The 25,421-nt window shown below is 57.6% G+C and carries 24 protein-coding genes and 4 tRNA genes; 14 read left to right on the forward strand and 14 right to left on the reverse strand.

Features of this window, described 5'->3' with window-relative positions:
• Window positions 1-250: 250 nt before the first annotated feature.
• Together H7698_RS21760 and H7698_RS21765 are read right to left on the reverse strand one after the other, a co-directional pair.
• A complete protein-coding gene (locus H7698_RS21760; protein WP_162437812.1) occupies window positions 251-607 on the reverse strand; it encodes a BON domain-containing protein in 357 nt (118 codons plus the stop codon).
• Between the two features lie 325 nt (window positions 608-932).
• Window positions 933-1,334, reverse strand: coding sequence for a pilin (locus H7698_RS21765; RefSeq protein WP_194692788.1), 402 nt, complete (start codon window positions 1,332-1,334; stop codon window positions 933-935).
• Window positions 1,335-1,559: 225 nt separating this feature from the next.
• On the opposite strand from H7698_RS21765, the gene pilB reads away from it, so the two are divergent.
• From pilB to yacG, 5 genes are read left to right on the forward strand one after another with little or no spacing between them, the layout of a single operon-like run.
• Window positions 1,560-3,260 carry a type IV-A pilus assembly ATPase PilB gene (pilB, locus tag H7698_RS21770; RefSeq protein ID WP_194692789.1) on the forward strand — a complete coding sequence of 567 codons (1,701 nt, stop codon included), beginning with the start codon at window positions 1,560-1,562 and terminating at the stop codon, window positions 3,258-3,260.
• Window positions 3,261-3,262: 2 nt separating this feature from the next.
• A complete protein-coding gene (locus H7698_RS21775; RefSeq protein WP_194692790.1) occupies window positions 3,263-4,480 on the forward strand; it encodes a type II secretion system F family protein in 1,218 nt (405 codons plus the stop codon).
• Between the two features lies 1 nt (window position 4,481).
• Window positions 4,482-5,354, forward strand: coding sequence for a prepilin peptidase (locus tag H7698_RS21780; protein ID WP_194692791.1), 873 nt, complete (start codon window positions 4,482-4,484; stop codon window positions 5,352-5,354).
• A complete protein-coding gene (gene coaE, locus H7698_RS21785; RefSeq protein ID WP_162437807.1) occupies window positions 5,351-5,974 on the forward strand; it encodes a dephospho-CoA kinase in 624 nt (207 codons plus the stop codon). Before H7698_RS21780 ends, coaE begins: the two co-directional genes overlap by 4 nt.
• On the forward strand, window positions 5,971-6,171 hold the full coding sequence (gene yacG / locus H7698_RS21790) for a DNA gyrase inhibitor YacG (protein WP_123404924.1): 201 nt from the start codon (window positions 5,971-5,973) through the stop codon (window positions 6,169-6,171). The genes coaE and yacG overlap by 4 nt, the downstream gene beginning before the upstream one ends.
• A 54-nt stretch (window positions 6,172-6,225) precedes the next feature.
• Here yacG and H7698_RS21795 read toward each other — a convergent pair whose 3' ends face one another.
• Window positions 6,226-6,915, reverse strand: a complete 690-nt coding sequence (locus H7698_RS21795) for an energy-coupling factor ABC transporter permease (RefSeq protein ID WP_194692792.1) — start codon at window positions 6,913-6,915, stop codon at window positions 6,226-6,228.
• 136 nt (window positions 6,916-7,051) lie between these two features.
• On the opposite strand from H7698_RS21795, the gene H7698_RS21800 reads away from it, so the two are divergent.
• The 5 genes from H7698_RS21800 (at window position 7,052) to H7698_RS21820 (ending at window position 10,523) form a co-directional block, all read left to right on the forward strand.
• Complete coding sequence (locus H7698_RS21800; RefSeq protein WP_162437805.1) at window positions 7,052-7,678, forward strand: DUF1780 domain-containing protein; 627 nt, start codon at window positions 7,052-7,054, stop codon at window positions 7,676-7,678.
• Window positions 7,675-8,202 (forward strand): MOSC domain-containing protein, encoded by a 528-nt coding sequence (locus tag H7698_RS21805; RefSeq protein ID WP_162437804.1) that lies wholly within the window; start codon window positions 7,675-7,677, stop codon window positions 8,200-8,202. The genes H7698_RS21800 and H7698_RS21805 overlap by 4 nt, the downstream gene beginning before the upstream one ends.
• Before the next feature lie 51 nt (window positions 8,203-8,253).
• Complete coding sequence (locus H7698_RS21810; protein ID WP_162437803.1) at window positions 8,254-8,427, forward strand: DUF3094 domain-containing protein; 174 nt, start codon at window positions 8,254-8,256, stop codon at window positions 8,425-8,427.
• A 60-nt stretch (window positions 8,428-8,487) separates the two neighbouring features.
• On the forward strand, window positions 8,488-9,786 hold the full coding sequence (locus H7698_RS21815; RefSeq protein ID WP_162437802.1) for an NAD(P)/FAD-dependent oxidoreductase: 1,299 nt from the start codon (window positions 8,488-8,490) through the stop codon (window positions 9,784-9,786).
• A gap of 335 nt (window positions 9,787-10,121) precedes the next feature.
• A complete protein-coding gene (locus tag H7698_RS21820) occupies window positions 10,122-10,523 on the forward strand; it encodes an HvfA family oxazolone/thioamide-modified RiPP metallophore (RefSeq protein ID WP_162437801.1) in 402 nt (133 codons plus the stop codon).
• Window positions 10,524-10,638: 115 nt separating this feature from the next.
• Here the strand turns inward: H7698_RS21820 and H7698_RS21825 are convergent.
• The 7 genes from H7698_RS21825 to rluD all read right to left on the reverse strand — a co-directional run bounded on the left by H7698_RS21825 (window position 10,639) and on the right by rluD (window position 15,733).
• Window positions 10,639-10,715: transfer RNA gene (locus tag H7698_RS21825), tRNA-Pro, on the reverse strand.
• A 95-nt stretch (window positions 10,716-10,810) separates the two neighbouring features.
• Window positions 10,811-10,886: transfer RNA gene (locus H7698_RS21830), tRNA-Lys, on the reverse strand.
• A gap of 5 nt (window positions 10,887-10,891) precedes the next feature.
• Window positions 10,892-10,968 (reverse strand) — tRNA-Pro (locus tag H7698_RS21835).
• Window positions 10,969-10,977: 9 nt separating this feature from the next.
• Window positions 10,978-11,053: transfer RNA gene (locus H7698_RS21840), tRNA-Asn, on the reverse strand.
• Between the two features lie 300 nt (window positions 11,054-11,353).
• On the reverse strand, window positions 11,354-13,918 hold the full coding sequence (gene clpB / locus H7698_RS21845) for an ATP-dependent chaperone ClpB (RefSeq protein ID WP_162437800.1): 2,565 nt from the start codon (window positions 13,916-13,918) through the stop codon (window positions 11,354-11,356).
• A gap of 130 nt (window positions 13,919-14,048) precedes the next feature.
• Window positions 14,049-14,774 (reverse strand): peptidoglycan editing factor PgeF, encoded by a 726-nt coding sequence (gene pgeF, locus H7698_RS21850; RefSeq protein ID WP_194692793.1) that lies wholly within the window; start codon window positions 14,772-14,774, stop codon window positions 14,049-14,051.
• Entirely contained in the window at window positions 14,771-15,733 is a 963-nt protein-coding gene (rluD, locus tag H7698_RS21855; protein WP_007942311.1) for a 23S rRNA pseudouridine(1911/1915/1917) synthase RluD, read from the reverse strand. Before rluD ends, pgeF begins: the two co-directional genes overlap by 4 nt.
• 151 nt (window positions 15,734-15,884) lie before the next feature.
• On the opposite strand from rluD, the gene H7698_RS21860 reads away from it, so the two are divergent.
• The 4 genes from H7698_RS21860 (at window position 15,885) to H7698_RS21875 (ending at window position 20,199) form a co-directional block, all read left to right on the forward strand.
• Entirely contained in the window at window positions 15,885-16,907 is a 1,023-nt protein-coding gene (locus tag H7698_RS21860; RefSeq protein ID WP_162437798.1) for an outer membrane protein assembly factor BamD, read from the forward strand.
• Between the two features lie 136 nt (window positions 16,908-17,043).
• Entirely contained in the window at window positions 17,044-17,277 is a 234-nt protein-coding gene (locus H7698_RS21865; RefSeq protein ID WP_162437797.1) for a PP0621 family protein, read from the forward strand.
• Window positions 17,267-18,856 carry a sensor histidine kinase gene (locus H7698_RS21870; RefSeq protein WP_194692919.1) on the forward strand — a complete coding sequence of 530 codons (1,590 nt, stop codon included), beginning with the start codon at window positions 17,267-17,269 and terminating at the stop codon, window positions 18,854-18,856. Before H7698_RS21865 ends, H7698_RS21870 begins: the two co-directional genes overlap by 11 nt.
• A 2-nt stretch (window positions 18,857-18,858) precedes the next feature.
• Window positions 18,859-20,199 carry a sigma-54-dependent transcriptional regulator gene (locus H7698_RS21875; RefSeq protein WP_162437795.1) on the forward strand — a complete coding sequence of 447 codons (1,341 nt, stop codon included), beginning with the start codon at window positions 18,859-18,861 and terminating at the stop codon, window positions 20,197-20,199.
• A gap of 92 nt (window positions 20,200-20,291) precedes the next feature.
• Here H7698_RS21875 and thiO read toward each other — a convergent pair whose 3' ends face one another.
• Genes thiO through H7698_RS21895 form a run of 4 tightly spaced genes read right to left on the reverse strand, consistent with a single transcriptional unit; the run spans window position 20,292 to window position 25,419 of the window.
• Window positions 20,292-21,392 (reverse strand): glycine oxidase ThiO, encoded by a 1,101-nt coding sequence (gene thiO / locus H7698_RS21880; protein WP_194692794.1) that lies wholly within the window; start codon window positions 21,390-21,392, stop codon window positions 20,292-20,294.
• 55 nt (window positions 21,393-21,447) lie between these two features.
• A complete protein-coding gene (locus tag H7698_RS21885) occupies window positions 21,448-21,855 on the reverse strand; it encodes a type IV pilin protein (protein ID WP_162437793.1) in 408 nt (135 codons plus the stop codon).
• 14 nt (window positions 21,856-21,869) lie between these two features.
• Complete coding sequence (locus H7698_RS21890; protein WP_194692795.1) at window positions 21,870-24,950, reverse strand: pilus assembly protein; 3,081 nt, start codon at window positions 24,948-24,950, stop codon at window positions 21,870-21,872.
• Entirely contained in the window at window positions 24,937-25,419 is a 483-nt protein-coding gene (locus tag H7698_RS21895; protein WP_194692796.1) for a pilus assembly PilX family protein, read from the reverse strand. Before H7698_RS21895 ends, H7698_RS21890 begins: the two co-directional genes overlap by 14 nt.
• Between the last annotated feature and the right edge of the window lie 2 nt (window positions 25,420-25,421).

A 25,421-nucleotide genomic window follows, 5' to 3' on the forward strand; every position in this document is an offset into this window, starting at 1 on the left:
TCTTCCTGATGCACCACATCGCGAGAGTTCACGACTGCTTCGCAGCCGGACGCAGGCTTCGCCAGCGGCTACAGGAGCGAGAGCGCACTACATTTTCAAGCTCCCACAATAGAACAGGCCCCGACACGAATGCCGAGGCCTGTAATGGCCACGTCCTTGTGGCCTTCGCATGAACTCCAAAGCTGCGACAGACGTATAGCTCGGCCCGTCTATCGCGCCTTCTCCCGGTTCAGGCGAGAAGTCGTGCCGTTTACTCGGCTTTCAGGCCGTCAGCGGAGACCGCTTTGACGCCTTTGATTTTCTTGGCGATAGCCACTGCGGTGGTTTTCTGAGCGTCAGTCACTGCAACAGTGGACGACAGGGAAACAACGCCTTTGTTGGTTTCAACTTTGATGTCGGTACCAGGAATGCCTTTTTCGGTAACCAGGTCAGCTTTGACTTTGGTAGTGATCCAGGTATCGGAAGTAGCTTCTTTGGCTTCGGTCACTTCACCAGCAGCCAGCACCATTGGTGACTGGGTAGCCTGGGTAGTTTGTGCAAATGCGGAACCGGCCATGGTCAGGGTCAGCGCGGTAGCAGCAGCGGCAGTGATAGCGAACTTCTTCATACGAGTAACTCCTGTTTTTCTGGAAAGTCTGCTGCGTGTCTTGTCAGCAGGGTTACTGGGTATATTGCGAACGCTGTGCCAACTTTGAGACACCTAAATATTCGTTATAAATCAAAAGGTTAGCAAACAGGCCGATTTTCGGAATCATGCAATTTGCATGAGTTGGAAATAATGGACATGCAAGTTGCGGGTTTTGGCGTGGGCCTAAGGCCATGAATTTATGAAGTTTTTACTTTTTAGAGAACGAAGCGTCGCTTTCTCTAAACACAACGCAAAAAAAACCCCGCGAGGCGGGGTTTTATCATCTACAAAAATTCAGCTGCCATTAACCATGAGGGCAACCCGCTGGAGCGAAATCGGCCGCAGCGCTGGTCTTGCAAGACCAACCGCTGGTGGCATCACGAGTCAGGGTAATGGTCGCGGCAGAAACTTGAGCGGGCGCTCCTACAAGCGTACAGACGATGCCAGTCGGACTTGTAGCGACTGTAATTGTGCAGTTTTGTGTGGTGGCCGTCGAAGTGATGTCAGCAACCGCAGGGGCAGCCGTACCTGAGTTGACCTTGTCCTCATAATTCACTTTAAGCGCCGAAAGCTCCGCCACCCCCGCCGTCACCTTCGCCCGCGCCTGATATTTCGAATAAGCCGGAATGGCAAACGTCGCCAGGATCCCGATGATCGCCACAACGATCAACAGCTCGATCAGGGTAAAACCTTTTTGGTTATTCATAGACAAGCTCCATGCATGAGTCGGAATCTCATGATCTGAATTTACCCCAGCACAGCGCATGCCAATTTCCATAACGCCTGCACGCTGGGGGCAAGCGCAAATGATCTGCCTGATCGGCCCTCGTAAACCGCACTATCTGACACTTTTTGTCACTTCACCACGGCTGGTTTGGCTCCGTCCCTTGACTAGGCTATAAGTCATGAACTGTCTGCGTCCGGTATCCCAATGAATGACATCGCTCTTAGCGGCCTGGCCAAGCAATTGGTCCTGGCCGAGCTGGTGACTGACAAAAGCGCGCAACAGGCGTATCAGCAAGCCCAACGCAACCGCATCTCCCTGGTCAGCCATCTGGTGCAGAACAGGCTGGTGAAGAGTCGGCAGGTGGCCGAAATCGCTTCCGAGCATTTCGGCATGGCGTTGTTTGACCTCAATGCCCTCGACAAGGAAGCCCAGCCCAAAGGACTGGTCAGCGAAAAGCTCGTGCGCCAACACCAGGTCCTGCCCCTTTGGCGGCGCGGTAACAAGTTGTTCGTGGGGGTTTCCGACCCGACCAACCATCAAGTCATCAATGACATCCAGTTCAGTACCGGGCTGACCACCGAAGCCATTCTGGTAGAGGATGACAAGCTAAGCGACGCCATCGAAAAACTCTTCGACACCCACTCCACCGGCCTGGAAGACATGGCCGACGTTGACCTTGATGGCGTGGACATTGATTCAGCCGACGACGGCAAAGCGGACGCGATCGCTGGACAGGATGCCGATGACGCGCCAGTGGTTCGCTTCGTCCACAAGATGCTGCTCGACGCGATAAAAAGCGGCTCCTCCGACCTGCACTTCGAGCCTTACGAAAAGACCTACCGCGTACGGATGCGTACCGACGGCATGCTGCGCGAAGTCGCCAAACCGCCGATTCAACTGGCCGGTCGCATAGCCGCGCGGTTGAAAGTCATGGCCAGCCTCGACATTTCCGAACGACGCCGGCCTCAGGACGGGCGGATCAAAATGCGCCTGTCCAAAAGCAAATCCATCGACTTCCGGGTCAATACCCTGCCGACCCTGTGGGGCGAGAAAGTGGTGATCCGGATCCTTGATCCGTCCAGCGCACAAATGGGCATCGATGCGCTCGGTTACGAACCCGCGCAAAAAGACCTGTACATGGCCGCGCTGAGGCAGCCACAGGGCATGATCCTGGTCACCGGCCCCACGGGTTCCGGCAAGACCGTATCGCTCTACACCGGCTTGAACATTCTCAACACCGTGGACATCAACATCTCCACCGCCGAAGACCCGGTGGAAATCAACATGGAAGGCGTCAACCAGGTCAACGTCAATCCCAAGCAAGGCCTGGATTTTGCCCAGGCCTTGCGCTCATTCTTGCGGCAGGATCCGGACGTGATCATGGTCGGTGAAATCCGCGACCTCGAAACCGCTGAAATAGCCATCAAAGCGGCCCAGACCGGGCATTTGGTGTTATCGACCCTGCACACCAACAGTGCGGCGGAAACCCTCACCCGCCTGCACAACATGGGCGTTCAGGGCTTCAACATTGCGACGTCCGTCAGCCTGATCATCGCTCAGCGCCTGGCGCGAAAATTGTGCAGCCACTGCAAGAAACCCATCGATATTCCGCGCGAAGCATTGCTCAAGGAAGGCTTTCCCGAGGAACGCATCGGCTCGTTCACGATCTTTGAACCGGTCGGATGCGACCTCTGTAACAACGGCTATAAAGGCCGGGTCGGGATTTATGAAGTGGTGAAAAACACGCCGGCGCTTCAACACTTGATCATGGCCGAAGGCAATTCACTGGAAATCGATATCCAGATGCGCAAGGACGGTTTCGATGATCTGCGTACTTCCGGTCTGCAAAAGGCCATGCAAGGCATCACCAGCCTTGAAGAAATCAACCGGGTCACCAAGGACTGAACATGGCGGTCAAAGCAGTAAAAATCAGCGTGTACGCCTGGGAAGGCACCGACAGGAAAGGCACGAAAATGACCGGCGAGTTGAGCGGTCAGAATCCGGCGCTGATCAAGGCTCAGTTACGCAAGCAAGGCATTAACCCGGGCAAGGTGCGCAAGAAGTCTGTCTCGATTCTCAACCTGGGCAAACGTATCAAAGCCCAGGACATCGCCCTGTTCACCCGGCAAATGGCGACCATGATGAAAGCCGGCGTGCCGCTGCTGCAATCGTTCGACATCATCGGCGAAGGCTTCGAGAATCCGGCCATGCGCAAACTGGTGGACGAGGTGAAACAGGAAGTCGCGGCGGGTAACAGCTTCGCTGCCGCCTTGCGTAAAAAGCCCCAATACTTCGATGAGCTGTACTGCAACCTGGTGGACGCGGGCGAACAGGCGGGCGCCCTGGATACCCTTCTGGAACGGGTCGCGACCTATAAGGAAAAAAGCGAAGCCCTCAAGGCCAAGATCAAGAAAGCCATGACCTATCCGCTGTTCGTGGTGTTCATCGCGCTGATTGTGACGGGGATTCTGCTGGTCAAAGTGGTGCCGCAGTTTGAGTCCGTGTTCAAGGGGTTTGGCGCTGAATTGCCCGCCTTTACCGTCATGGTCATCGGCCTCTCGGAGTTCATGCAGGAGTGGTGGTGGATCATACTGGGGCTATTGATCGCTGCAATCTTCGGTGTACGCCATGCGCTTAAAACCTCTCAAGCTTTTCGCGACCAGATGGACACGTGGCTGTTGAAGCTGCCCTTGGTGGGCACCTTGATGTACAAGTCCGCCGTCGCTCGTTATGCCCGCACGCTGTCGACCACTTTCGCCGCGGGGGTACCACTGGTAGAAGCCTTGGAGTCCGTTGCCGGGGCGACCGGCAATATCGTGTTCAAGCGTGCGGTATTGCGGATCAAGCAGGACGTTTCGACGGGCATGCAGCTGAACTTCGCCATGCGCACCTCTGGCGTTTTTCCAAACATGGCGATCCAGATGACAGCGATTGGTGAGGAGTCTGGCGCCCTGGACGACATGCTCGACAAGGTGGCCGGTTTCTATGAAGCCGAAGTCGACAATATGGTGGATAACCTCACCAGCCTGATGGAACCGTTCATCATGGTGGTGCTGGGGGTTATCGTCGGCGGCTTGGTGGTGGCCATGTACCTGCCTATTTTCCAACTCGGCTCAGCGATCTGACATGCCCTTGAATGAAATTCTTACTGCGTACCCAATGGCTTTTGTCGCGCTTGCCCTGCTGGTCGGTTTGCTGGTGGGCAGCTTTCTGAATGTGGTGATCTGGCGCCTGCCGAAAATGCTTAAGCGTGATTGGCGCCTGCAAGCTCACGACATACTCGGTCAACCGCTGGATACGCCGCAGCCGACCTACAACCTGATGCTGCCCCACTCCCATTGCCCGCACTGTGATCACAGCATTCGAGCCTGGGAAAACATTCCGCTCATCAGTTACGTGTTTCTGCGGGGACGTTGCTCAAACTGCGCGGCGTCGATCAGCAAGCGCTATCCATTGACCGAGTTGGCCTGCGGTGTTTTGTCGGCGTTTATTGCCTGGCACTTCGGATTCGGCTGGCCGGCTTGCCTGGTGCTGGTGCTGACATGGGGCCTGTTGGCCATGAGTCTCATCGATGCAGAACATCAACTGTTGCCGGATGTGCTGGTGCTGCCGTTGCTGTGGCTGGGATTGATCGTCAACAGTTTCGACCTGTTCGTGCCGCTGCATGAGGCGCTGTGGGGCGCGATCGCCGGCTACCTGGTGTTGTGGTCGGTGTTCTGGCTATTCAAGCTGATCACCGGCAAGGACGGTATGGGCTACGGAGATTTCAAGCTGCTGGCGATGCTCGGCGCCTGGGGCGGTTGGCAAATTCTGCCGCTGACCCTGCTGCTTTCGTCCTTCGTGGGCGCCATCATCGGCGTGACCCTGCTGCGTTTTCGCAATGCCAAAACCTCCACACCGATCCCGTTCGGCCCCTATCTGGCAATTGCCGGCTGGATTGCGTTGCTCTGGGGTGGTCAAATAACCGACTTCTATTGGCAGTTTGTCGGTTTGAAATGAATACCCCTGTGGAAAAACCCTGGATACTCGGCCTCACCGGCGGCATCGGCAGCGGCAAAAGCGCGGCTGCACAGCACTTCATCGATCTTGGGGTGCACGTGGTGGACGCCGACCACGCAGCGCGCTGGGTGGTGGAACCCGGTCGCCCGGCGCTGGCGAAAATCGTCGAGCACTTCGGCCCTGGTGTCTTACAGGCTGACGGGCAGCTGGATCGCGCGGCGTTGCGCAAGCTGATCTTCGAAGTGCCAGAGCAGCGCATGTGGCTTGAAGCGTTGCTGCATCCACTGATCGCGAAGGAAATCGTCGAACACCTGGGCAAGGCACAATCGCCCTACGCGATACTGGTGTCGCCGCTGTTGATCGAATCCGGCCAGTACGCCATGACGCAACGTGTCCTGGTCATCGATGCCCCCGAACAGCTTCAGATCGAACGAACCCTGCAGCGCGACCAGACCAGCGAGCAACAGGTCCAGGCGATCCTCAAGGTTCAATCAAGCCGTCAGGATCGCGTGAGCCATGCCGACGATGTCGTGATCAACGACCGCGACCTCGCCTGGCTGCACAGCGAGGTCGAACGCCTGCATCACTTTTACCTTACTTTGCGTGGAGGCCAGTCATGAGCCAGACCCCAACCGTCAACTGCCCAACTTGCGGCGCTCCTGTCGAATGGAGTGCCACCAGCACCTTCCGGCCCTTCTGTTCGGACCGTTGCAAACTGATCGACCTGGGCGCCTGGGCGTCCGAAGAACACAAGATTCCCGTCAGCCCGGACGCCGAAGATGACCTGTTCAGCGAAGACTTCGAACCCCGTCACTAAGAGGACGACCCAGGCGGAGCTTCAAATCCAAGGGCGAAAGACTTCAATTCAGAATCAGGATTCTGGATCGTCGTCTTTCCAGGGTGCCGACAGGTAGCGCGTACGATTGAAAGTTTCCAGCCACTCGGGGCAGAACACCACCAATGCGCTGACCACCATGCCGTTGATGAACGCTTCGGGAAATATGATCAGCCACAGATAGCCGACAAAATCCTCCAGCCAATACGGCATCGCAAAACGCCCATCGAACCACAGCAGCCAAAGCGCAAGCAGAAGGCACAGCAACGCAGACACCGCCGCCGCAAAGAACCCGGACACGAAGATGTAGACAAAGGGATTACGCGGCTGCGCGCGCTCGACCAGAATGGCGCAGCATTCAGTAATCAGCACCGGCAGCAAAATCAGCAAGGCGCCATTGACCCCCACGGCAGCAAGGTCCTGACGCCCGAGGAAAACCAGGCCCATTTGCGCCACCAGGCCGCCAATGATTGCCAAAGGCCAATCCAGCAGCAGAGTGACCGCCGTCAGACCGATGAAGTGATAGCTCACGCCAGTGTCGAAATCCCGACGCACCAGCCAAAGCATGAACAGTGCGAACACCGTGCCAAACAGTAAATGCTGACGCCGCCGGTCGGTGAACAATTCGACCCACGGCGCACGCCAGATCGCCCACATCACCACAGGTAAATAAATCAGCCAGCCCACCGTCAGACTTTCCGGTGACAGCAACTCGGCGCCGATCATGTGCCTACTCCTTTGAACACCACCGTAGTCTCCTTGGCTGAGTGCAGCTCATATCAGCAGTCTACACCGGCCTAAAAGTCGCTCCACCTGATGCAAAGCTTTCTGCTTGTCGCATTTGAACGCTAAGCTTGGGCCTATGGATGACTCAGACTACTTACGCCTGCTGACCATTGCGGCCGAGCAAGCCAACGCGTTCCTGTCCAATGCCCGCAAATGGGAGCGTGAGCGTTGGGTTTGCCAGCGCCTGCTGCAAGGCCTGAACATTCCCTACCGCGCCGACGAATTCGCCCCCGCCGGGGAGCCGCCAGACGTGCTGTTTCGCGACGCCAGTTTCGAGGTGTTCTTCGTACTCGACGAAGGCCGACGCCTCAATGACGAATGGCGCGATGAACTGCAGCGCCGACGCAGCGCATTTTCCTTGAGCTCCCTGGTGCGCCGCGAAGCAAAACCCAAACGCATTCCGGCCAATGAATTCTTGATGAGACTGGCGCCGACCCTGCGTAAAAAAGCGCACAACTACAAAGAGCGCGGCATGGACCTGGGGGAACTGGACATCATTGCCTTTGCCAGCCTCAAGCGTGAAGTCCTCGACCTCAACAGCCACTTTCCACCGCCCACCGAATACCTGCGCCAAGGCTGGCGCTCGTTGTCGCTGGTCGGGCCGACCTTCGCCCGCGTGCTGTTCGCGCATCCGGACGCCCCGGACTTCCTGCGCAGCAACCTGGGACGCAGCATTGTGTTCGACGTTGGAATCAGTCTGTGAGCCCATTGCAGGAATTGCTCGCTGAAGTCCCGCAAACCGGCCACGTTCGCTGGATTGGCGTGCGACCGGAACCGCACGTGCCGATGATCGAACTCGATGCCGTGGAAGCGCGCCTCGAGGCAGGCCTGACCGGCGATCGCGCCCGCCCCGGCGTGCGTAATGCCCGGCAGGTAACGCTCATTCAGTGGGAACACCTGGCGGTGATCAGTTCACTCATGGGGCGTTCGGTCGATAACCCGGTGTTACCACAGGATTTGCGACGCAATCTGGTCATCAGCGGGATCAATCTGTTCAGCCTCAAGGGTCGACGCTTCCGGATTGGCCAGGCAATTTTCGAAACCACCGGTTGGTGCCAGCCCTGTGCACGCCTGCAGAACAACCTCGGCCCCGGTACGTTTCAGGCCGTTCGCGGACATGGCGGAATCACAGCTCGAGTGTTACAAAGTGGAATCATTCGCCTAAACGACACCGTGAGCGTCGAGCCCATTCCGGACAGCGGCTATGCTCCGTTCAACGTGCGTTAAATCAGCCTGTAGCTTCTATACATTCAGCAACGTCTACCTGATGAGGCCTTTATGACCAGCCGCCTGAACCCGGACGACCAGAAGCATGTCGAAGAGTACCTGCACCTGTCCCAACACCAAGTCGAGCGCCGGCCCTTCCGGCCGTGGATGCTCCTTGTGCTGGTGCTGGCAGTGACCATTGGTTTGGGCTTGTTGAGCCGTTTCATCAGTTACCTGACGCTATGAGCCGCCTCGCGCTCGCTCGGGTAATTGCACCGATTTCTTTTAGCCTTGCGAGATATCCCCATGACTCATCGTATTGTCATCGTTGGCGGCGGCGCCGGCGGTCTGGAGTTGGCTACCCGTCTGGGTAAGACTCTGGGCAAGCGCGGCACAGCCAGCGTGATGCTGGTCGACGCGAACCTGACCCATATCTGGAAACCCCTGTTGCACGAAGTGGCCGCTGGATCGCTGAACTCTTCCGAAGATGAACTCAACTATGTCGCCCAGGCGAAATGGAACCACTTCGAGTTCCAGCTGGGGCGCATGAGCGGGCTCGATCGCACCCAGAAGAAGATCCAGCTGGCCGCGACCTATGACGAAGCGGGCGTAGAACTGGTGCCTGCCCGTGAACTGGGTTATGACTCGCTGGTGATTGCCGTTGGCAGTACCACCAACGATTTCGGCACACAGGGTGCGGCGCAGCATTGCCTGTTCCTCGACACCCGCAAACAGGCCGAGCGCTTTCACCAGCAACTCCTGAATCATTATCTGCGCGCCCACGCCGGACAAACCGACAAGGTCGAGCAAATCAGCGTCGCCATCGTCGGCGCAGGTGCAACGGGTGTCGAACTGGCCGCCGAGCTGCACAACGCCGCCCATGAACTGGCAGCGTACGGACTGGACCGGATCAAACCAGAGAATATGCACATCACCCTGATTGAAGCCGGACCACGGGTGTTGCCAGCATTGCCGGAGCGAATTGGCGGGCCCGTGCATAAAACCCTGGAGAAACTTGGGGTCAACGTCATGACCAATGCTGCAGTCAGTGAAGTGACGGCTGACAGCCTGATTACGGCGGATGGCAAAGTGATCAATGCCAGCCTGAAAGTCTGGGCCGCGGGGATCCGCGCACCGGGTTTCCTCAAGGACATCGATGGTCTGGAAACCAACCGCATCAACCAGCTTCAGGTGCTGCCGACCCTGCAAACGACTCGCGATGAAAACATCTTCGCCTTCGGTGACTGCGCGGCCTGCCCGCAACCGGGCACAGATCGCAACGTGCCGCCACGGGCGCAAGCCGCGCACCAGCAGGCGTCATTGCTGGCCAAATCGTTGAAGCTGCGCATCGAAGGCAAAGCGTTGCCCGAGTACAAATACACCGACTACGGCTCGCTCATCTCGCTGTCGCGTTTTTCGGCTGTGGGTAACTTGATGGGCAACCTGACCGGTAGCGTCATGCTTGAGGGCTGGCTGGCTCGGATGTTTTATGTGTCGCTGTATCGCATGCACCAGATGGCGCTGTATGGCGCGTTTCGCACGGCGATGTTGATGCTGGGCAGCAAGATCGGGCGCGGGACTGAGCCGCGTTTGAAACTGCATTAAATTTCGGCGCCCGTCAGGGCCTCATCGCGGGCAAGCCCGCTCCCACAGGTTAGGTGTTGATCTTGGAATCCGGGTCCAGCACTAAACCTGTGGGAGCGTGGCTTGGTCTGGGCGGCATTCCGACGATGCGGTCGCCTCGGTTTAACCTGCGCAAACTGTGTCCCACTGTATCCCCTCCCCGATACAGCCCCTTCGCTTACAAACCTCCCCCTGGCGCGACACAGTAGCGATACACCCATCCCGCTAAATGGCCACACCCGAGCAAGGCAACCCGCCTGCTCTGGCTACCAGACCCTTTATCGAGCGGTTGTGTCGTGCAACCCAGGAGAATTCTAATGTCCCGCATCCCTACTCTCGGCAAGAACACTTTTGGTCTGCTCGGCGCTGTACTGGCCGGCGGCATGATGTTGTCCGGCTCCGTATTTGCCTCCCAGCCTTTGACTCAGGGCTATTTGCTGGCGTCGGCCGAACAGGTCGTGAAGACCCCTGAAGGAAAATGTGGTGAAGGCAAGTGTGGCGACGAGTCGATGGCCCGGACCGATACCGACGGTGACGGCAAAGTATCCCGCGCAGAATTTTTGAAAGTGGCGCCCAAAGCGGACTTCGACAAGATCGATACCAATCATGACGGGCAGATCGATGAGCAGGAGGCATTTGATAACGTGAAGGCTAATTACGAAGCCAATGGCAAAAAAATGCCAAAAGGCTTGTTCGAGCACCTGAAGGACAACAGCTAAGCCCTGAACGTCGCACCCACGCCTCGCTTCTCAACAAGAGACGCGAGGCTTTTTTATGTGCATTTCCAGCAGGCAAAAAAAATCCCCGTATCTTTCGATACGAGGATTTTTAATATGGTCGGGGTAAGGGGATTCGAACTCCTGACATCCTGCTCCCAAAGCAGGCGCGCTACCGGACTGCGCTATACCCCGGTAAAAAAAAGGCGACCTTATCAGTCGCCTTCTTCGATCAGTGCTTTTGGCCTCCGATCTTAAGATCTGATCCCAGCGTTAACTGGTTTCAAAAATGGTGGGTCGTGTGGGATTCGAACCTACGACCAATTGGTTAAAAGCCAACTGCTCTACCAACTGAGCTAACGACCCAAAAATGGTCGGGGTAAGGGGATTCGAACTCCTGACATCCTGCTCCCAAAGCAGGCGCGCTACCGGACTGCGCTATACCCCGGTTTGAAATTGGCTCCGTGACCAGGACTCGAACCTGGGACCCAATGATTAACAGTCATTTGCTCTACCGACTGAGCTATCACGGAACTACATATTTCAATTTACAACATTGAAGCTTTACAGCGTTCTCTTCGACCCGTTCGCATCGCTGCGTTCGTGTGTCTGAGGCGCGCTATTCTACAATCTTAAGCACCTCTGTCAACCCCCTAAATTGCTTTCAAGTTAATGATTTGCAACTTATTTCAGATTTCTGCTTGGGGAGCAGAAACCCTTCCGGGTGACTTACTGCGGGGCGCACTTTACAAGCCTTTTCCTTTGAGTTCAACAGCCTAACGAAAAAAAGGCCTCGCAATGCGAGGCCTCTTCTATTTTGCTGCCGCTTTGGATCAGACGAAGACGATTTCGTCGTTCTCCACGACACCCTGTGCGGTATCGCCAGGCATGAACCGACCCGAAAGGATCAGCTGTGCCAGCGGGTTCTCGATCCAGCGCTGGATCGCTCGTTTGAGCGGCCGTGCGCCGTATACCGGGTCGTAACCCACCGCGATCAGCTTGTCCATGGCCTCAGGACTGAGATCAAGCTTCAGTTCCCGTTCAGTCAGACGACTGCGCAGGCGACTCAACTGAATCTCAGTGATGCCGGCGATCTGATCGCGAGCCAGAGGCTCGAAGATCACCACTTCATCGACCCGGTTGATGAACTCCGGACGGAAGTGTGTGGAAATCGCGTCCATCACCGCAGCGCGCTGAGCCTCACGGTCACCGACCAACTCCTGAATCTGTACCGATCCCAGGTTAGAGGTCATGACAATCACGGTGTTCTTGAAGTCCACCGTGCGGCCATGACTGTCGGTCAAGCGGCCATCTTCCAGCACTTGCAGCAAGATGTTGAACACATCGGGATGGGCCTTCTCGACCTCGTCCAGCAAGATCACCGAGTAAGGCTTGCGACGCACTGCCTCAGTCAGGTAACCGCCTTCTTCATACCCTACGTACCCTGGTGGCGCACCAATCAGTCGAGCCACGGAATGTTTTTCCATGAACTCGGACATATCGATCCGCACCATCGCCTCTTCCGTGTCAAAGAGGAACTCGGCCAAAGCCTTACACAGCTCGGTTTTACCCACACCGGTCGGGCCGAGGAACATGAACGAGCCACTCGGACGATTCGGATCGGACAACCCTGCCCGCGAACGCCGCACCGCGTTGGAAACGGCAATCACCGCTTCGTCCTGGCCGATCACACGCTGGTGCAACAGGCTTTCCATCTTCATCAGCTTGTCGCGCTCGCCTTCGAGCATTTTCGATACGGGAATACCGGTCCACTTGGAGACGACTTCGGCGATCTCTTCTTCAGTGACCTTGCTACGCAGCAACTGGTTTTCGCTCTTGCCGTGCTGGTCGACCATCTGCAGGCTGCGCTCCAGATCCGGGATAACCCCATACTGCAGCTCTGCCATACGGTTGAGGTCGCCTTTGCGGCGGGCCGTTTCCAGCTCCTGTCGCGACTGCTCGATTTTCTGCTGGATCTGCGCAGAACCCTGGACTTCAGCTTTCTCCGCGTTCCAGATTTCTTCCAGGTCCGAGTATTCGCGCTCCAGGCGGGCGATTTCTTCCTGGAGTTTTTCCAGGCGTTTTATCGCCGGCTCGTCACTTTCTTTCTTCAGCGCCTGGGATTCCACCTTCAGCTGAATCAAGCGACGCTCCAGACGGTCCAGCACTTCCGGCTTGGAATCGATCTCCATGCGGATGCGGCTGGCAGCTTCATCGATCAGGTCGATGGCTTTGTCCGGCAGCTGACGGTCGGTGATATAGCGATGACTGAGCTTGGCCGCAGCAATGATCGCACCATCGGTGATCGCCACCTTGTGGTGAACCTCGTAACGCTCTTTCAAGCCACGCAGGATGGCAATGGTGTCTTCTTCGCTCGGTTCGTCTACCAGGACTTTCTGGAAGCGCCGTTCGAGGGCCGCGTCCTTCTCTATATATTGGCGGTACTCGTTGAGCGTGGTAGCACCCACGCAGTGCAGCTCACCCCGAGCCAATGCCGGCTTGAGCATGTTGCCCGCGTCCATCGAGCCTTCGCCTTTACCGGCGCCAACCATGGTGTGCAGTTCGTCGATGAACAGGATGATCTGCCCTTCCTGCTTCGACAGTTCATTGAGCAGGGATTTCAGACGCTCCTCGAACTCACCGCGATATTTGGCGCCGGCAATCAGCGCCCCCATATCCAGGGACAACAGGCGTTTGCCTTTCAAGCCATCCGGCACTTCGCCATTGATGATCCGTTGCGCCAGACCTTCAGCGATGGCTGTTTTACCAACGCCAGGCTCACCGATCAGTACCGGGTTATTTTTCGTACGACGCTGCAGCACCTGAATCGTGCGGCGAATTTCGTCGTCACGGCCGATAACCGGGTCAAGCTTGCCGTCTTCGGCACGCTTGGTCAGGTCGACGGTGTATTTATCCAGCGCCTGACGCGACTCTTCGTGGTTGGCGTCGTTGACGGCCTCACCACCGCGCAAGTTGTTGATGGCATTTTCCAGGGCTTTTTTGCTGACACCCTGGCCAAGCAACAATTTGCCGAGCTTGCTGTTCTCATCCATCGCCGCCAGTAATACCAACTCGCTGGAGATGAACTGGTCGCCCTTCTGCTGTGCCAGACGATCGGCCTGGTTGAGCAGGCGCGCCAGATCCTGCGACATGTTGACGTCGCCGGTCGGGTTCTGGATTTTTGGCAGCTGGTCGAGCTCTTTCGTCAGCTCTTTGCGCAGGCTGTTGACGTCGAAGCCTACCTGCATCAGCAGAGGCTTGATCGAACCACCCTGCTGTTCGAGCATGGCTTGCATCAAGTGCGCCGGTTCAATGCCCGGATGGTCAAGGCCAACCGCCAGCGATTGGGCGTCGGATAGCGCTAACTGTAATTTGCTTGTTAAACGATCGATACGCATAAGTCACCTTCCTTTTGAGCAGGCCGGACCTATAAAACATCCTGAATGAAGAAACCTGCCAGATACCGTTATAGATGCGGTCGATTCTGGGAGTTTCAAGCGTTGATCAGTTGATGCAGGTCAGGGAAGTCTAGCGTTCAAGCCAGATAAGGGAGGCAAACCGGCCGGTACGGGATGAACGGCGGTAAGAAAAGAAGCGTGGATCGGTGACCGTGCAGAAATCACCACCATAGACAGCGGTTACTCCGCGAGCCGCCAGACGCAGGCGTGCCAGCTCATAGATGTCGGCCATGTACTTGCCGACGTTTTGGCTGGCGACAAAGGCTTTCTCGGTTTCGGGTAACTGCTGGATGAAGGTTTCACGGACTTCGGGGCCGACTTCAAAGGCCTGTGGGCCAATGGCCGGTCCGAGCCAGACCAGCACTTCTGCTGAAGGCAACGCCAGGGTATCGAGAGTTGCTTCGAGCACACCCGCCGCCAACCCGCGCCAACCGGCATGAGCTGCCGCGACGCGAGTGCCGGCACGATCACAGAACAGCACAGGCAGGCAGTCCGCCGTCATCGCCGCGCAGGCGATACCCGGGGTTGCCGTCCAGCTCGCGTCGGCCGTGGCTACCACGCCCGGATCAGTATGAGCCACGGCAATGCCATGAACTTGCTGCAACCAGGCAGGTTGAATAGAAAAACAATCGGTTAGGCGTCGGCGATTTTCGGCAACAGCTTCAGGGCTGTCATCGACATGATCACCGAGGTTGAGGCTGTCGAACGGCGCCAGACTGACGCCGCCCGAACGGGTGGTAACACAGGCTTTTACCCCGGCAGGCGCAGGCCAGTCGGGAATCAGCCAGTCACTCATCCGATGAACGCCTCACGGTCTTGCTTGAGCAGGGTCAGCAACCAGACAAAATCGTCCGGCAATGGCGATTCCCAGCTCATGCGCTTACCGGTCGTCGGGTGATCCAGTTCCAGGAATCGCGCGTGCAATGCCTGGCGCGGGAACGCCTTCAACGATTCGACCATGGTCACACTGGCTGCCGGCGGAATGCGGAAACGACCGCCGTAGGCAGGATCTCCGACCAACGGGTAGTTGATGTGAGCCATGTGCACACGAATCTGGTGCGTACGACCGGTTTCCAGCTTTACCCGCACGTGAGTATGGGAGCGGAAACGCTCGAGCACGCGGTAGTGGCTGACGGCTTGCTTGCCACCTTCCATCACGGCCATGCGCTGGCGCTGCTGGCCGTGACGACCGATCGGGGCGTTGATCTTGCCGCCAGCGGTCACCACACCAATCACGATGCACTCGTAGATCCGGCTTACGCTGCGGCTCTGCAACTGAGTGACAAGTTGTGTCTGCGCTTGAATGGTCTTGGCCACCACCATCAGACCGGTGGTGTCCTTGTCCAGGCGATGCACGATACCGGCGCGGGGCACATTGATAATGTCCGGCACATGGTGCAGCAAGGCGTTGAGCAAGGTGCCATCGGCATGACCGGCAGCCGGATGCACCACCAGGCCCGCAGGCTTGTTGATCACCAGGATGTCGTCGTCTTCATAGACGATGTCCAGTTCGATGTCTTGAGCGATCCATTCGCCCTGAGCTTCCTGCTCGGCAGTCAACTCAAGAATGGCGCCACCGTGAACGATGTCTCGCGGGCGTATTACCGCCCCATCCACAGTCAGGCGGCCGTCTTTGATCCAGGCGGAAAGGCGCGAGCGCGAGTGCTCAGCGAATAATTGTGCGGCGACTTGATCGAGGCGTTGGCCGCCCAATTCGGACGGCACCTCTGCGCGAAGTTCAATTTTATCGGACATGCTCAGACTAGGCGTCGGCACAGCCTTTGGTTTCGGCTGCGCGCTTGTGGTTAAATACGGCGTCTTTTGCCCCGAGGCTTTTCAACGGGGCGCTCATCATAACAGGACGGCCTCGCCCAAGACAGCGGCCGTCATAGGGACGCAAGCCGCCATGCAAGTGAAACACCTGCTGCTGATCGCCATCCTCGCATTGACCGCTGCTTGCTCATCGAAGGAAGTCGTAGACGAAAACCTGAGCGAGGTCGAGCTGTACCAGCAGGCTCAGCACGATCTGGATAACGATAACTACACCGCGGCCACAGCCAAGCTGAAGGCCCTGGAATCGCGTTATCCGTTCGGTCGCTACGCCGATCAGGCTCAACTCGAGCTCATTTACGCCAACTACAAAAACACCGAGCCTGAGGCTGCGAAATCGGCTGCCGAGCGTTTCATTCGCCTGCACCCACAGCATCCGAACGTGGATTACGCTTATTACCTGAAGGGTCTGACGTCTTTCGACCAGGACGTCGGCCTGCTGTCGCGTTTCCTGCCGCTGGACATGACCAAGCGTGACCCGGGCGCTGCTCGCGACTCCTATAACGAGTTCGCCCAGCTGACCAGCCGCTTCCCGAACAGCCGTTACTCGCCTGACGCCAAGCAGCGCATGATTTACCTGCGCAACCTGTTGGCGGCCTATGAGATCCACGTCGCCGACTATTACCTGACTCGTCAGGCCTACGTTGCCGCTGCGAACCGTGGCCGTTATGTAGTGGAAAACTTCCAGGAAACCCCGTCGGTTGGCGACGGTCTGGCGGTGATGGTCGAGGCCTACCAGCGTCTGCACCTGGACGAACTGGCCAGCACCAGTCTCGAAACCCTGAAGCTCAACTACCCGAACCATCCAAGCCTGGAAGACGGTCAGTTCAAGCCTTCGGTTGCCGAAGCCGACAACCGTTCGTGGTTGAGCAAGGCCACATTGGGCCTGATCGAATCCCGTCCGCCACTGCCGCCGGGTGAAACTCGCGCCAATCAGGACGTGCAGAAGCAATTCCAGGATGCCAAGGACGCGATCCCTAACGATCTCAAGCCGCGCGATGAAAACGGCGACGTAATCGAAGAAGAGGAACAAGAGTCCGAAGGCAATAATGACGACCGTTCCTGGTTCAGCTACATGACGTTTGGCGTGTTCGACTAACGCTTCAACGTTGCGCGAAAAGGGAGACTCCAGAGTCTCCCTTTTTATTGCCTGATGATTACGGCGAGTTAATCCGCTGTGCGCCTGCCCCGTCCTTGGCTAAACTGCCGAATCATCAATCAAATAGCAGCTGACCATGCTTCGTTTACTGTTCTGGATCGCCCTGATTGCCGCCGCCATATGGTTCTGGCGCAAGTTCAAGGGACAGGCTTCCGCGCCAAAGTCATCTGCCGAGCTGGAAGCGGCACCCATGGTGCGCTGCGCTCACTGCGGCGTGCACCTGCCCCGTGACCGAGCGCTGAACCTTCAGCAGCAGTGGTATTGCAGCCAGGCTCACCTTGAGCAAGGCCCGGGCACCAGTGATCGCTGAGACGTCCAGTCCCGGCAACAAACAAGCCCAGCGACTGCTGCGCCTCTATCATCTCTACCGTTTAAGCGTTGGCATCATTCTGGTGCTGCTGATCTCCAGCAACATGGACGGTCAGTTGCTTTCACGTGCCAATGGCGACCTGCTGAGCAACGGCAGCTGGCTGTACCTGGTGCTGAATATTCTGTTGGTGGTGTTCCTCGAGAACACCCGCCGTCCAGCCCAGCTGTTCACCCTGGCGCTGGTCGACGTCGTGTTGCTGTGCGGGCTGTTCTATGCTGCCGGCGGCGTCGCCAGCGCGATCGGTAATCTACTGATCGTCTCGGTCGCCATCAGCAACACCTTGTTGCGCCGACGCATCGGACTGTTGATCGCCGCCATCGGCGCGATTGGCATCGTAAGCTCGAGTTTCCTGCTGAGCTTCAGTCGCCCCGCCAGCCCTAACGATTATTTACAGGTCGGTACGGTCGGCGCCCTGTGCTTTGCAGTGGCATTGCTGGTGCAAGGCCTTATCCGACGTCTGGAAGTCAGTGAAAGCCTGGCCCATCAGCGGGCGAACGAAGTCGTCGGCCTTGAAGCCCTCAATGCACTGATCCTGCAACGCATGCGAACCGGCATCCTCGTCCTTGACGACGTGCAGCGCATTCAACTGGCGAACATCAGCGCGCTGACCTTGCTAGGCCGGGAAACACTTGAAGGCCTTCTGATCGAAGACGTCTTCCCCCTCCTCGTCGAACGCCTGCAACTGTGGCAAAACAACCCGACGCTGCGCCCCCAAAGCCTGAAAGTCGTCAGTAACGGACTGGAGCTGCAACCGAGCTTCATTGCGCTGGATAACAGTCCAAGCCAGCGGACACTCATTTTTCTTGAAGACCTGGCCCAGATTGCCCAACAGGCTCAGCAGCTCAAACTCGTCGCCTTGGGTCGACTGACCGCCAGCATTTCCCACGAAATCCGTAATCCACTGGGCGCCATTAGTCATGCCGCCCAGCTATTACAGGAATCCGAGGAACTGAACAGCGCGGATCGGCGTCTGACCCAGATCATTCAAGACCATTCCCAGCGGATGAATCGGGTTATCGAAAACGTTCTACAACTGTCTCGGCGCCAGCAAACCTTACCGCAACGACTTGATTTGAAGCCGTGGCTGGAACAGTTCGTCAGTGACGTCCGCGAAAGCGCTACCGAGAAGCAGAAGATTCATCTGAACATCGGTCCGGGAGACCTCAAGACCCTGATGGACCCGAACCAACTGACCCAAATTCTCGACAATCTGTTACGCAACGCCTGGCGCCACAGCGCCCAGATCCATGATCAGGCACAGGTCTGGCTGGCATTGTTCGTAGACCCGCAAAGCCAGCTGCCAATGCTCGAAGTGCGGGACGACGGCTCTGGTGTGACTGCGCAATCCCAAGCCCATTTGTTCGAACCATTCTTTACCACCAGCAACCAAGGCACAGGTCTTGGGCTTTATCTGTCCCGTGAGTTGTGCGAAAGCAATCAAGCCCGCCTAGACTTCCAACCACGCCAAGGCGGCGGCTGCTTTCGCATCACCTTTGCTCACGGACGGAAACAAAGTTGAACATGAGCCCACTGCAAAAAATCCTGATCGTCGATGACGAACCCGACATACGCGAACTCCTCGAAATCACGCTCGGCCGAATGAAGCTCGATACGTTCAGCGCTCGCGACCTCGGCGAAGCCCAGGCGCTGTTGGCTCGGGAGAAGTTTGATCTGTGCCTGACCGACATGCGCCTGCCTGACGGTACCGGACTCGAACTGGTGCAGTTCATCCAGCAGCGCTACCCGCAAGTACCAGTGGCGATGATCACGGCCTACGGCAACCTGGAAACGGCGATCAACGCCCTCAAGGCTGGCGCGTTCGACTTTCTGACCAAACCGGTCGACCTGACCCGCTTGCGGGAGCTGGTGAGCAGCGCACTGCGCCTGCCTGTGCCCGGTGGCGCCAGCACGTCAATCGAACGTCGGCTGCTGGGTGATTCATTGCCCATGCGCAACCTGCGTAAACACATCGACAAACTGGCTCGCAGCCAGGCGCCGGTCTACATCAGCGGCGAATCAGGAAGTGGCAAGGAACTGGTCGCACGCCTGATCCATGAACAGGGCCCGCGTACCACTCAACCGTTTATCCCGGTGAACTGCGGCGCGATTCCATCGGAGTTGATGGAAAGCGAGTTTTTTGGGCACCGCAAAGGCAGCTTCAGCGGCGCCGTCGAGGACAAGCCAGGGCTGTTCCAGGCCGCTCATGGCGGCACTTTGTTCCTCGACGAAGTGGCTGACTTGCCTTTGGCGATGCAAGTCAAACTGCTGCGCGCCATTCAGGAAAAAGCCGTGCGCAGTGTCGGCGGTCAACAGGAAACCGTCGTTGATGTCCGCATTCTCTGCGCCACGCATAAAGACCTCGACGCTGAAGTCGCCGCTGAACGCTTTCGTCAGGATTTGTACTATCGGCTCAACGTGATCGAACTGCGGGTTCCGTCCTTGCGGGAACGTCGCGACGACATCGAACTGCTCGCCAGCCATGTACTCAAGCGTCTGGCAGCGGACAGCGGCGAACCCGTCACAAAACTTCACCCCCAGGCTCTGGATGCGCTGAAAAGCTATCGTTTCCCTGGCAACGTACGGGAACTGGAAAACGTCCTTGAGCGCGCTCATACGTTGTGTGAGAACAAGCAGATTGAGGCGAGCGACCTGCGGCTGGTTGATGGCAACTGCAACGCAGAGGGAGATGTGCCAGACCTGACACAGATCGACAACCTGGAAGATTATCTGGAAAACGTTGAACGAAAACTGATTCTCCAGGCTCTGGAGGAAACCCGCTGGAACCGCACCGCAGCGGCTCAGCGGTTGAATCTTTCATTCAGGTCGATGCGTTATCGGCTCAAGAAACTGGGATTGGATTAACGCCAAAAAAAGATCGCAGCCTTCGGCAACTCCTACTGGAGAGTGCATTCCTCTGTAGGAGCTGCCGCAGGCTGCGATCTTTTGCTTTTCTGTTAAAACCGGCCTGTCGGCGCATAAGGCGCAGGATCAATAATCGGCTCACGCCCAAGCATCACATCCGCAAACAACTGGCACGACGCAGGCGCCAACACCAACCCGTTTCGATAATGCCCGCAATTGAGCCAGAGCCCTTCAAATCCAGGCACCGGGCCGATATAGGGAATCCCCTCCGGCGACCCCGGACGCAACCCGGCCCAATGCCCTACCACCTCGGCATCCGCCAACGCCGGAATCAATTCCACCGCCGAAGCCTTCAGGCTCTCCAGAGCCACTTCGGTCGGCGTCTTGTCGTAGCCTTCGTGTTCCAGCGTACTGCCAATCAAGATGTGCCCGTCGCGCCGTGGAATTGCATAGCGCCCTTTGGCCAGCACCATGCTCGGCAGGAAATCCGCTGCGCACTTGTAAAGAATCATCTGCCCTTTCACCGGTTCAACCGGCAAATCCAGACCCAGGCTTTTCAGCAAGTCCCCACTCCACGCACCTGCGGTCAGCACAACCTGGTCGGCACGAATGGCACCCGTGGACGTTTGCACACCCACCACTTGATCACCTTCGCGGATAAACCCGTCGACCTCGCACTGCTCGTGAATCGTGACGTTCGGCAGTGCCAGTAACGCCGCCTTCAGGGACTTCACCAGCCGCGGATTACGTACGTTGGCGACATCAGCCATGTAGATCGCTCGCGAAAAACCGGCACCCAGCACCGGCACCGCGTCATGAGCCGCCGAGATATCCACGGCACGCAACGGACGGTTTTCCCGCAGCGCCCAGGCCAGCGCTTGCGCTTCATCGTCCAGATCCAGCCAATACAGCCCGGTGACATGCACTTCGGGATCGACGCCGGTCGCAGCATGCAATCGCTTACCCAGCTGTGGATAGAAATCCTGTGACCAGTGCGCCAGCGCGGTGACGGCCGGGCTGTATCGCCATGGATAGAGCGGCGACACAATCCCGCCGCCCGCCCAGGAGGACTCCTGGCCAACATTCGAGCGATCCAGCAGCACCACGCTTTGCACTTCGGACGCGAGATTGAACGCTGTCAGCAAGCCAATCACACCGCCGCCGACAATCACTACTTGCTGTTGCCTGGTCATGTTCTGATCCAACCGTTAGATAGACAGAGGGCGCAAAGAGCGCCCAAAACGTAATTCAGCGACCCCAGCAGTCCTTGGTGGTCAGTCCGGCTGTCGCGTTCACCATGCTCCTGATGCCGGTATTAGTGATGGTGAAGTCCCCGCACTTGTCACCCGCCATGGCGGTGCCAGCCTTGCGCACAGCCGTTAGCAGGAAGGTCTGATCGGTCAGCGTCGGAGTGATGGTGTAGAAGTCATTGCCGGCGCTCAGCCCGGTGGCACCGGTGTAGACACTGGTTTTCGAATTCGAGTAGAACCGCTCGAGTATCTGCGCCTGCTCCGAAAGCAACCCCGCCACTTCAGTTCGGCGCCCCTTTTTCACGTATTCAGTCAGGCTCGGGTAGCCAATGGTGATGACGATCCCGATGATCGCAATCACGATCATGATTTCGATCAGGGTAAAACCTCGGTTGGATCTGCGCATGCCTCAACTCTCACTTACTGTATTTGTCGCCACATGATGCGACGGCTGCCGCCGCCGGCCTTTTCCACCAGCGTCGTTGGCGTTCCGCTGGAGTCGTTCACGATCTTGCGGGCGCCACCGTTGACGATGGCGTTGAGCACCGGCATTCCGCCCGTGAAGATCACGCCGCTGGAAATCGTGTCCGTGCCGTCAACCAACCCGTCACCGTTGGTGTCGAGTACCGCGTAGTTGAGCATCTTACCGCTGAACGCATCGAGTTCGACCAGTTTGCCCGTGCCAAAACTGGCGCAAGGGTCGGTGGTGTCGACACTGGCCGTGGTAAAGACGATCCGCCCCAACACCAAAGCGGCCTGATTGATCACCCGTTCACCGGTCAGGGCACTGTTATAGACCAACGGCAAATACCAGCCCTTCTCCGCCGGATAGGTCACGTCGTTCTGGCTTGTGGTGATGAACTGTCCCGAACTTCCCGAGAACACACCCGTGACAGATTGAGCTTGCAGGCTCGCGGTGGTGATCTGCCCGGAGCCGCCATCTGCGTCCCACACCGCATAAAACGCCTGCAGGTCCTTATTGGTCTTATCGGCGGTTTCGTTGAATTTTCCGGTGCCGAAAAATACCACTTTGCCGCCCTGGGAATTGTCCGCGAGCAACGGCTGTGCAGTGATCGGTTGGGTGGCGCCCCCGGCGGTGGTAAATAACGGTTTACCGGAGAACGCCACGCCCCATGCATCGGGACTTGTACTGCTCAAATCAAACTTCCACAGCCGTCCTTTCAGGTCGCCACCATAAGCCGCCTGCACCACGTTCTGGGAGTTGACCTTGAGCTTCACCGAGGACAGGCCGTTCGTGGTTTCGGTACTGTCGACCACGATCTTCCTGATCAGCGAGCCGTTGCGGATATCGACGACGTACAACGCCGCCACACCCGAATTGCTGCCATAACCGTTTGAGATAAACGCCGCCCAGCGACCATCATCAAGGCGTGCTACCTCGGGACGGGCGTAGGCGTAACCCAGATCGTTGAAAGCATTCGACGGGCTTGCCGTGGCCGGCGCGCTGATCTCCCACAAAGCCTTGGGCTGGTTGTTGGGCGAAGCATCAAACAACTGCAACGCGTAATACGTCCGGCCACCGGCACCTGTTCCGCCCAGCGCCAGGGTTTTCCAGTCACTGTCGAGTTGGGCGTCGAACACACCTACCTGACCGTCCACCAGGAATTTGTGGCTGACGCCATTGATGTAAGCGACATCGGCAATGTTACGCAGCGATGGCAACACACTGGAGGGCATGTAGGCATAACGTCGGGCGCCATTGTTTGCATTGATGACGCTGACAAAACCATCGTTGCCGTTCACCACCAGACTGGTAGTCATATTCTGGGCCTTCTTGGCCAGATAGGTGGTGTAGCTCGAATTACCCGATAAATCCGAGGCGGTTTTCTCCGAGGGCGAAGCGAGTATCAGTGGCGAATTGATGACGTCGCCGAGCAAAACGCTTCGTACCCTCAACCCTGCTTTGTTCGTCCCCTTGCTCCACTCCACCAGATCGCCGCCGCCTATGTTGGTGGGCAGTCCCTGGTTGAGGACTGTTTGCTGAGCGGGAGAGAAATTCGTGAACGCCAATGTCACGGGCGTATTGTTAAGGGAGTTCCAGGACTGGTAAGTGGGTGCCGTTGCGCCGGGGACAATGGCCTTGTCCGTGGTCCAGAGCACCGAAGATGTATCCACCGCGCCTGCAGAAGTGAAGCCGAACGCTTTGATTGTGCCGCGCCAGTCTTTGGGGTCGTAGCTGGTCTGGTAGTACGAGGAACCCGACCCGACGATCGCGCTGCTGGTGGTGCCGCTGCCCCCTGAACCCGCCTTGGAGGTAATGTCGCTCAACGCCGATGACAGCGCGGTGGTCAGGCCAGTACTGTCGGTTGCCAGGTAATACTTGCCCTGACCGTACTTCGCGGCATCCTCCAGCATCTGATTGGCGGTGGTGAAGCCCACGGTGTAGGTGTTCATGTTCTGCTTGGGAAAGTCCGTCGCGTCCCAGCTTTTTTTCGCCAGATCGACACCGGTCGAGCGCATGTCGATGTCGAAGGCAAACTTGGCGATGTCATCCAGAAACAGCGAATCACCTTCGTCGTCGCCGCCCAGCGGGTTATCGCCATCGTTGTTGATGCCGTCCCAGTTCGGCAGTCGGGGGCCGCCTTGGGCAATGGCTTGAGGGTCATTTGTGGGAAAAGTGCGGTCGTAGGTTGGCAATCCATCGGTGATCACCACCCCATAGTTTTTCTGGCAGCGATACTGGATCGGGCTCGTGTACAGGCTGGGCGTGGTGTTGTAGTACGGAGCCAAACCGCGCATGTAACGGGTGACTTCGTAGTAGGTTTCTGCCAGTGGCGTGTTCGCCACGGCACCCAAGGCCGCGATTGAGTCGGTCAGCGTCTTGAATTTTGCATCTGTCGTCAGATCGTCGATGGGGACGGCGATGTAACCACCATTGCCGCGGTTGTTGCTGTTGACCGCATTGAAGGTGGCAAGCCCGATGCGCAGCGTACGATTCGCCCTGACCAAAGCGGTTGATACATTTCGCGCAACACTGATGCGCGAGTCGGTGGGAATGGGGGAACTGGCGGTTGAAAAGTCGGTTCTCTGCCCATTCGCCAAACCGACCACGTAGGAAATGTAGTCCCCCGAATACCGTGTATCGCCGTTCCCCGCCGGGTCAGGCAACTTGATGCACAGGGGCGCCAGTGAGTTGTTATAAAAAGCGTTATAGCCGCTTGAACAGCCTGACGTGGCCAGGCTCGAGAGAAAGATCGAATCCCCCGTAATCGCGGACGAACTCAAGCATAAACCCAGGAATACGTTGCACTCGCGGGCCGGTGTCCAGTTCGCCGTCGGGTCGAAGGCAGCAGCGTAAATGATGTTGTTCATGCTGCCTGAGTCGTCGATCAGCAGCATCACATTCGGCGCCACGGCCGCCGCACTCAACAACGGTGAGTCGGAAGGCGTAAACGCATAGGCCGGTGCCGAGAGATACAAACCCAGCAGCGCGCCGCACAGTATTTGCCACCACCCGGCGCGCCTCTCAGTACTTCGCATAGATGCTCTCCACCACACTGCGAACGTTGTTGCCCACCACGGCCACTGCCGTGACCCGGTACAACGTCGCCGATGTATTGCTCGGTACATTCACGGCATTCAAGGTGGTGCCAAGGTTCTGTACGCCATAGAAGCCGCTGCCGGCCGCGACCCAGGTGACACCGGAGGTCGCATTGAACCCGGCGCCGTTAATGGTTGATGACTCCGCGGGTGGTGCGCATGGGACGGTTCCACTGCAAACCGCCAATGAATAAGTGTCCAGCTGCACGGCACTTTCGCCGATGCGCAATGCCGCTTCGGCATTCTGGAACGATTGATTGCGCAAGGACACGCTGGTCGCCATTTTTTCCTGCAGGGTGGCGTTCTGCATCGAGGAAATACCGATCAGTGTTAACAACAACAGGAACACCAGGCTTATCAGTAGCGCCATGCCGCGCTGGGAGTGAGGGGTGACTGCAGAAAAACTCATCG

This window comes from Pseudomonas sp. p50(2008) (genome assembly GCF_015351605.1).
Taxonomy (GTDB): domain Bacteria; phylum Pseudomonadota; class Gammaproteobacteria; order Pseudomonadales; family Pseudomonadaceae; genus Aquipseudomonas.

Coding starts and splice junctions, on each gene's coding strand:
- H7698_RS21760 (WP_162437812.1), bottom strand. CDS start 607: ATGAAGAAGTTCGCTATCACTGCCGCTGCTGCTACCGCGCTGACCCTG.
- H7698_RS21765 (WP_194692788.1), bottom strand. CDS start 1,334: ATGAATAACCAAAAAGGTTTTACCCTGATCGAGCTGTTGATCGTTGTG.
- pilB (WP_194692789.1), top strand. CDS start 1,560: ATGAATGACATCGCTCTTAGCGGCCTGGCCAAGCAATTGGTCCTGGCC.
- H7698_RS21775 (WP_194692790.1), top strand. CDS start 3,263: ATGGCGGTCAAAGCAGTAAAAATCAGCGTGTACGCCTGGGAAGGCACC.
- H7698_RS21780 (WP_194692791.1), top strand. CDS start 4,482: ATGCCCTTGAATGAAATTCTTACTGCGTACCCAATGGCTTTTGTCGCG.
- coaE (WP_162437807.1), top strand. CDS start 5,351: ATGAATACCCCTGTGGAAAAACCCTGGATACTCGGCCTCACCGGCGGC.
- yacG (WP_123404924.1), top strand. CDS start 5,971: ATGAGCCAGACCCCAACCGTCAACTGCCCAACTTGCGGCGCTCCTGTC.
- H7698_RS21795 (WP_194692792.1), bottom strand. CDS start 6,915: ATGATCGGCGCCGAGTTGCTGTCACCGGAAAGTCTGACGGTGGGCTGG.
- H7698_RS21800 (WP_162437805.1), top strand. CDS start 7,052: ATGGATGACTCAGACTACTTACGCCTGCTGACCATTGCGGCCGAGCAA.
- H7698_RS21810 (WP_162437803.1), top strand. CDS start 8,254: ATGACCAGCCGCCTGAACCCGGACGACCAGAAGCATGTCGAAGAGTAC.
- H7698_RS21815 (WP_162437802.1), top strand. CDS start 8,488: ATGACTCATCGTATTGTCATCGTTGGCGGCGGCGCCGGCGGTCTGGAG.
- H7698_RS21820 (WP_162437801.1), top strand. CDS start 10,122: ATGTCCCGCATCCCTACTCTCGGCAAGAACACTTTTGGTCTGCTCGGC.
- clpB (WP_162437800.1), bottom strand. CDS start 13,918: ATGCGTATCGATCGTTTAACAAGCAAATTACAGTTAGCGCTATCCGAC.
- pgeF (WP_194692793.1), bottom strand. CDS start 14,774: ATGAGTGACTGGCTGATTCCCGACTGGCCTGCGCCTGCCGGGGTAAAA.
- rluD (WP_007942311.1), bottom strand. CDS start 15,733: ATGTCCGATAAAATTGAACTTCGCGCAGAGGTGCCGTCCGAATTGGGC.
- H7698_RS21860 (WP_162437798.1), top strand. CDS start 15,885: ATGCAAGTGAAACACCTGCTGCTGATCGCCATCCTCGCATTGACCGCT.
- H7698_RS21865 (WP_162437797.1), top strand. CDS start 17,044: ATGCTTCGTTTACTGTTCTGGATCGCCCTGATTGCCGCCGCCATATGG.
- H7698_RS21875 (WP_162437795.1), top strand. CDS start 18,859: ATGAGCCCACTGCAAAAAATCCTGATCGTCGATGACGAACCCGACATA.
- thiO (WP_194692794.1), bottom strand. CDS start 21,392: ATGACCAGGCAACAGCAAGTAGTGATTGTCGGCGGCGGTGTGATTGGC.
- H7698_RS21885 (WP_162437793.1), bottom strand. CDS start 21,855: ATGCGCAGATCCAACCGAGGTTTTACCCTGATCGAAATCATGATCGTG.
- H7698_RS21890 (WP_194692795.1), bottom strand. CDS start 24,950: ATGCGAAGTACTGAGAGGCGCGCCGGGTGGTGGCAAATACTGTGCGGC.
- H7698_RS21895 (WP_194692796.1), bottom strand. CDS start 25,419: ATGAGTTTTTCTGCAGTCACCCCTCACTCCCAGCGCGGCATGGCGCTA.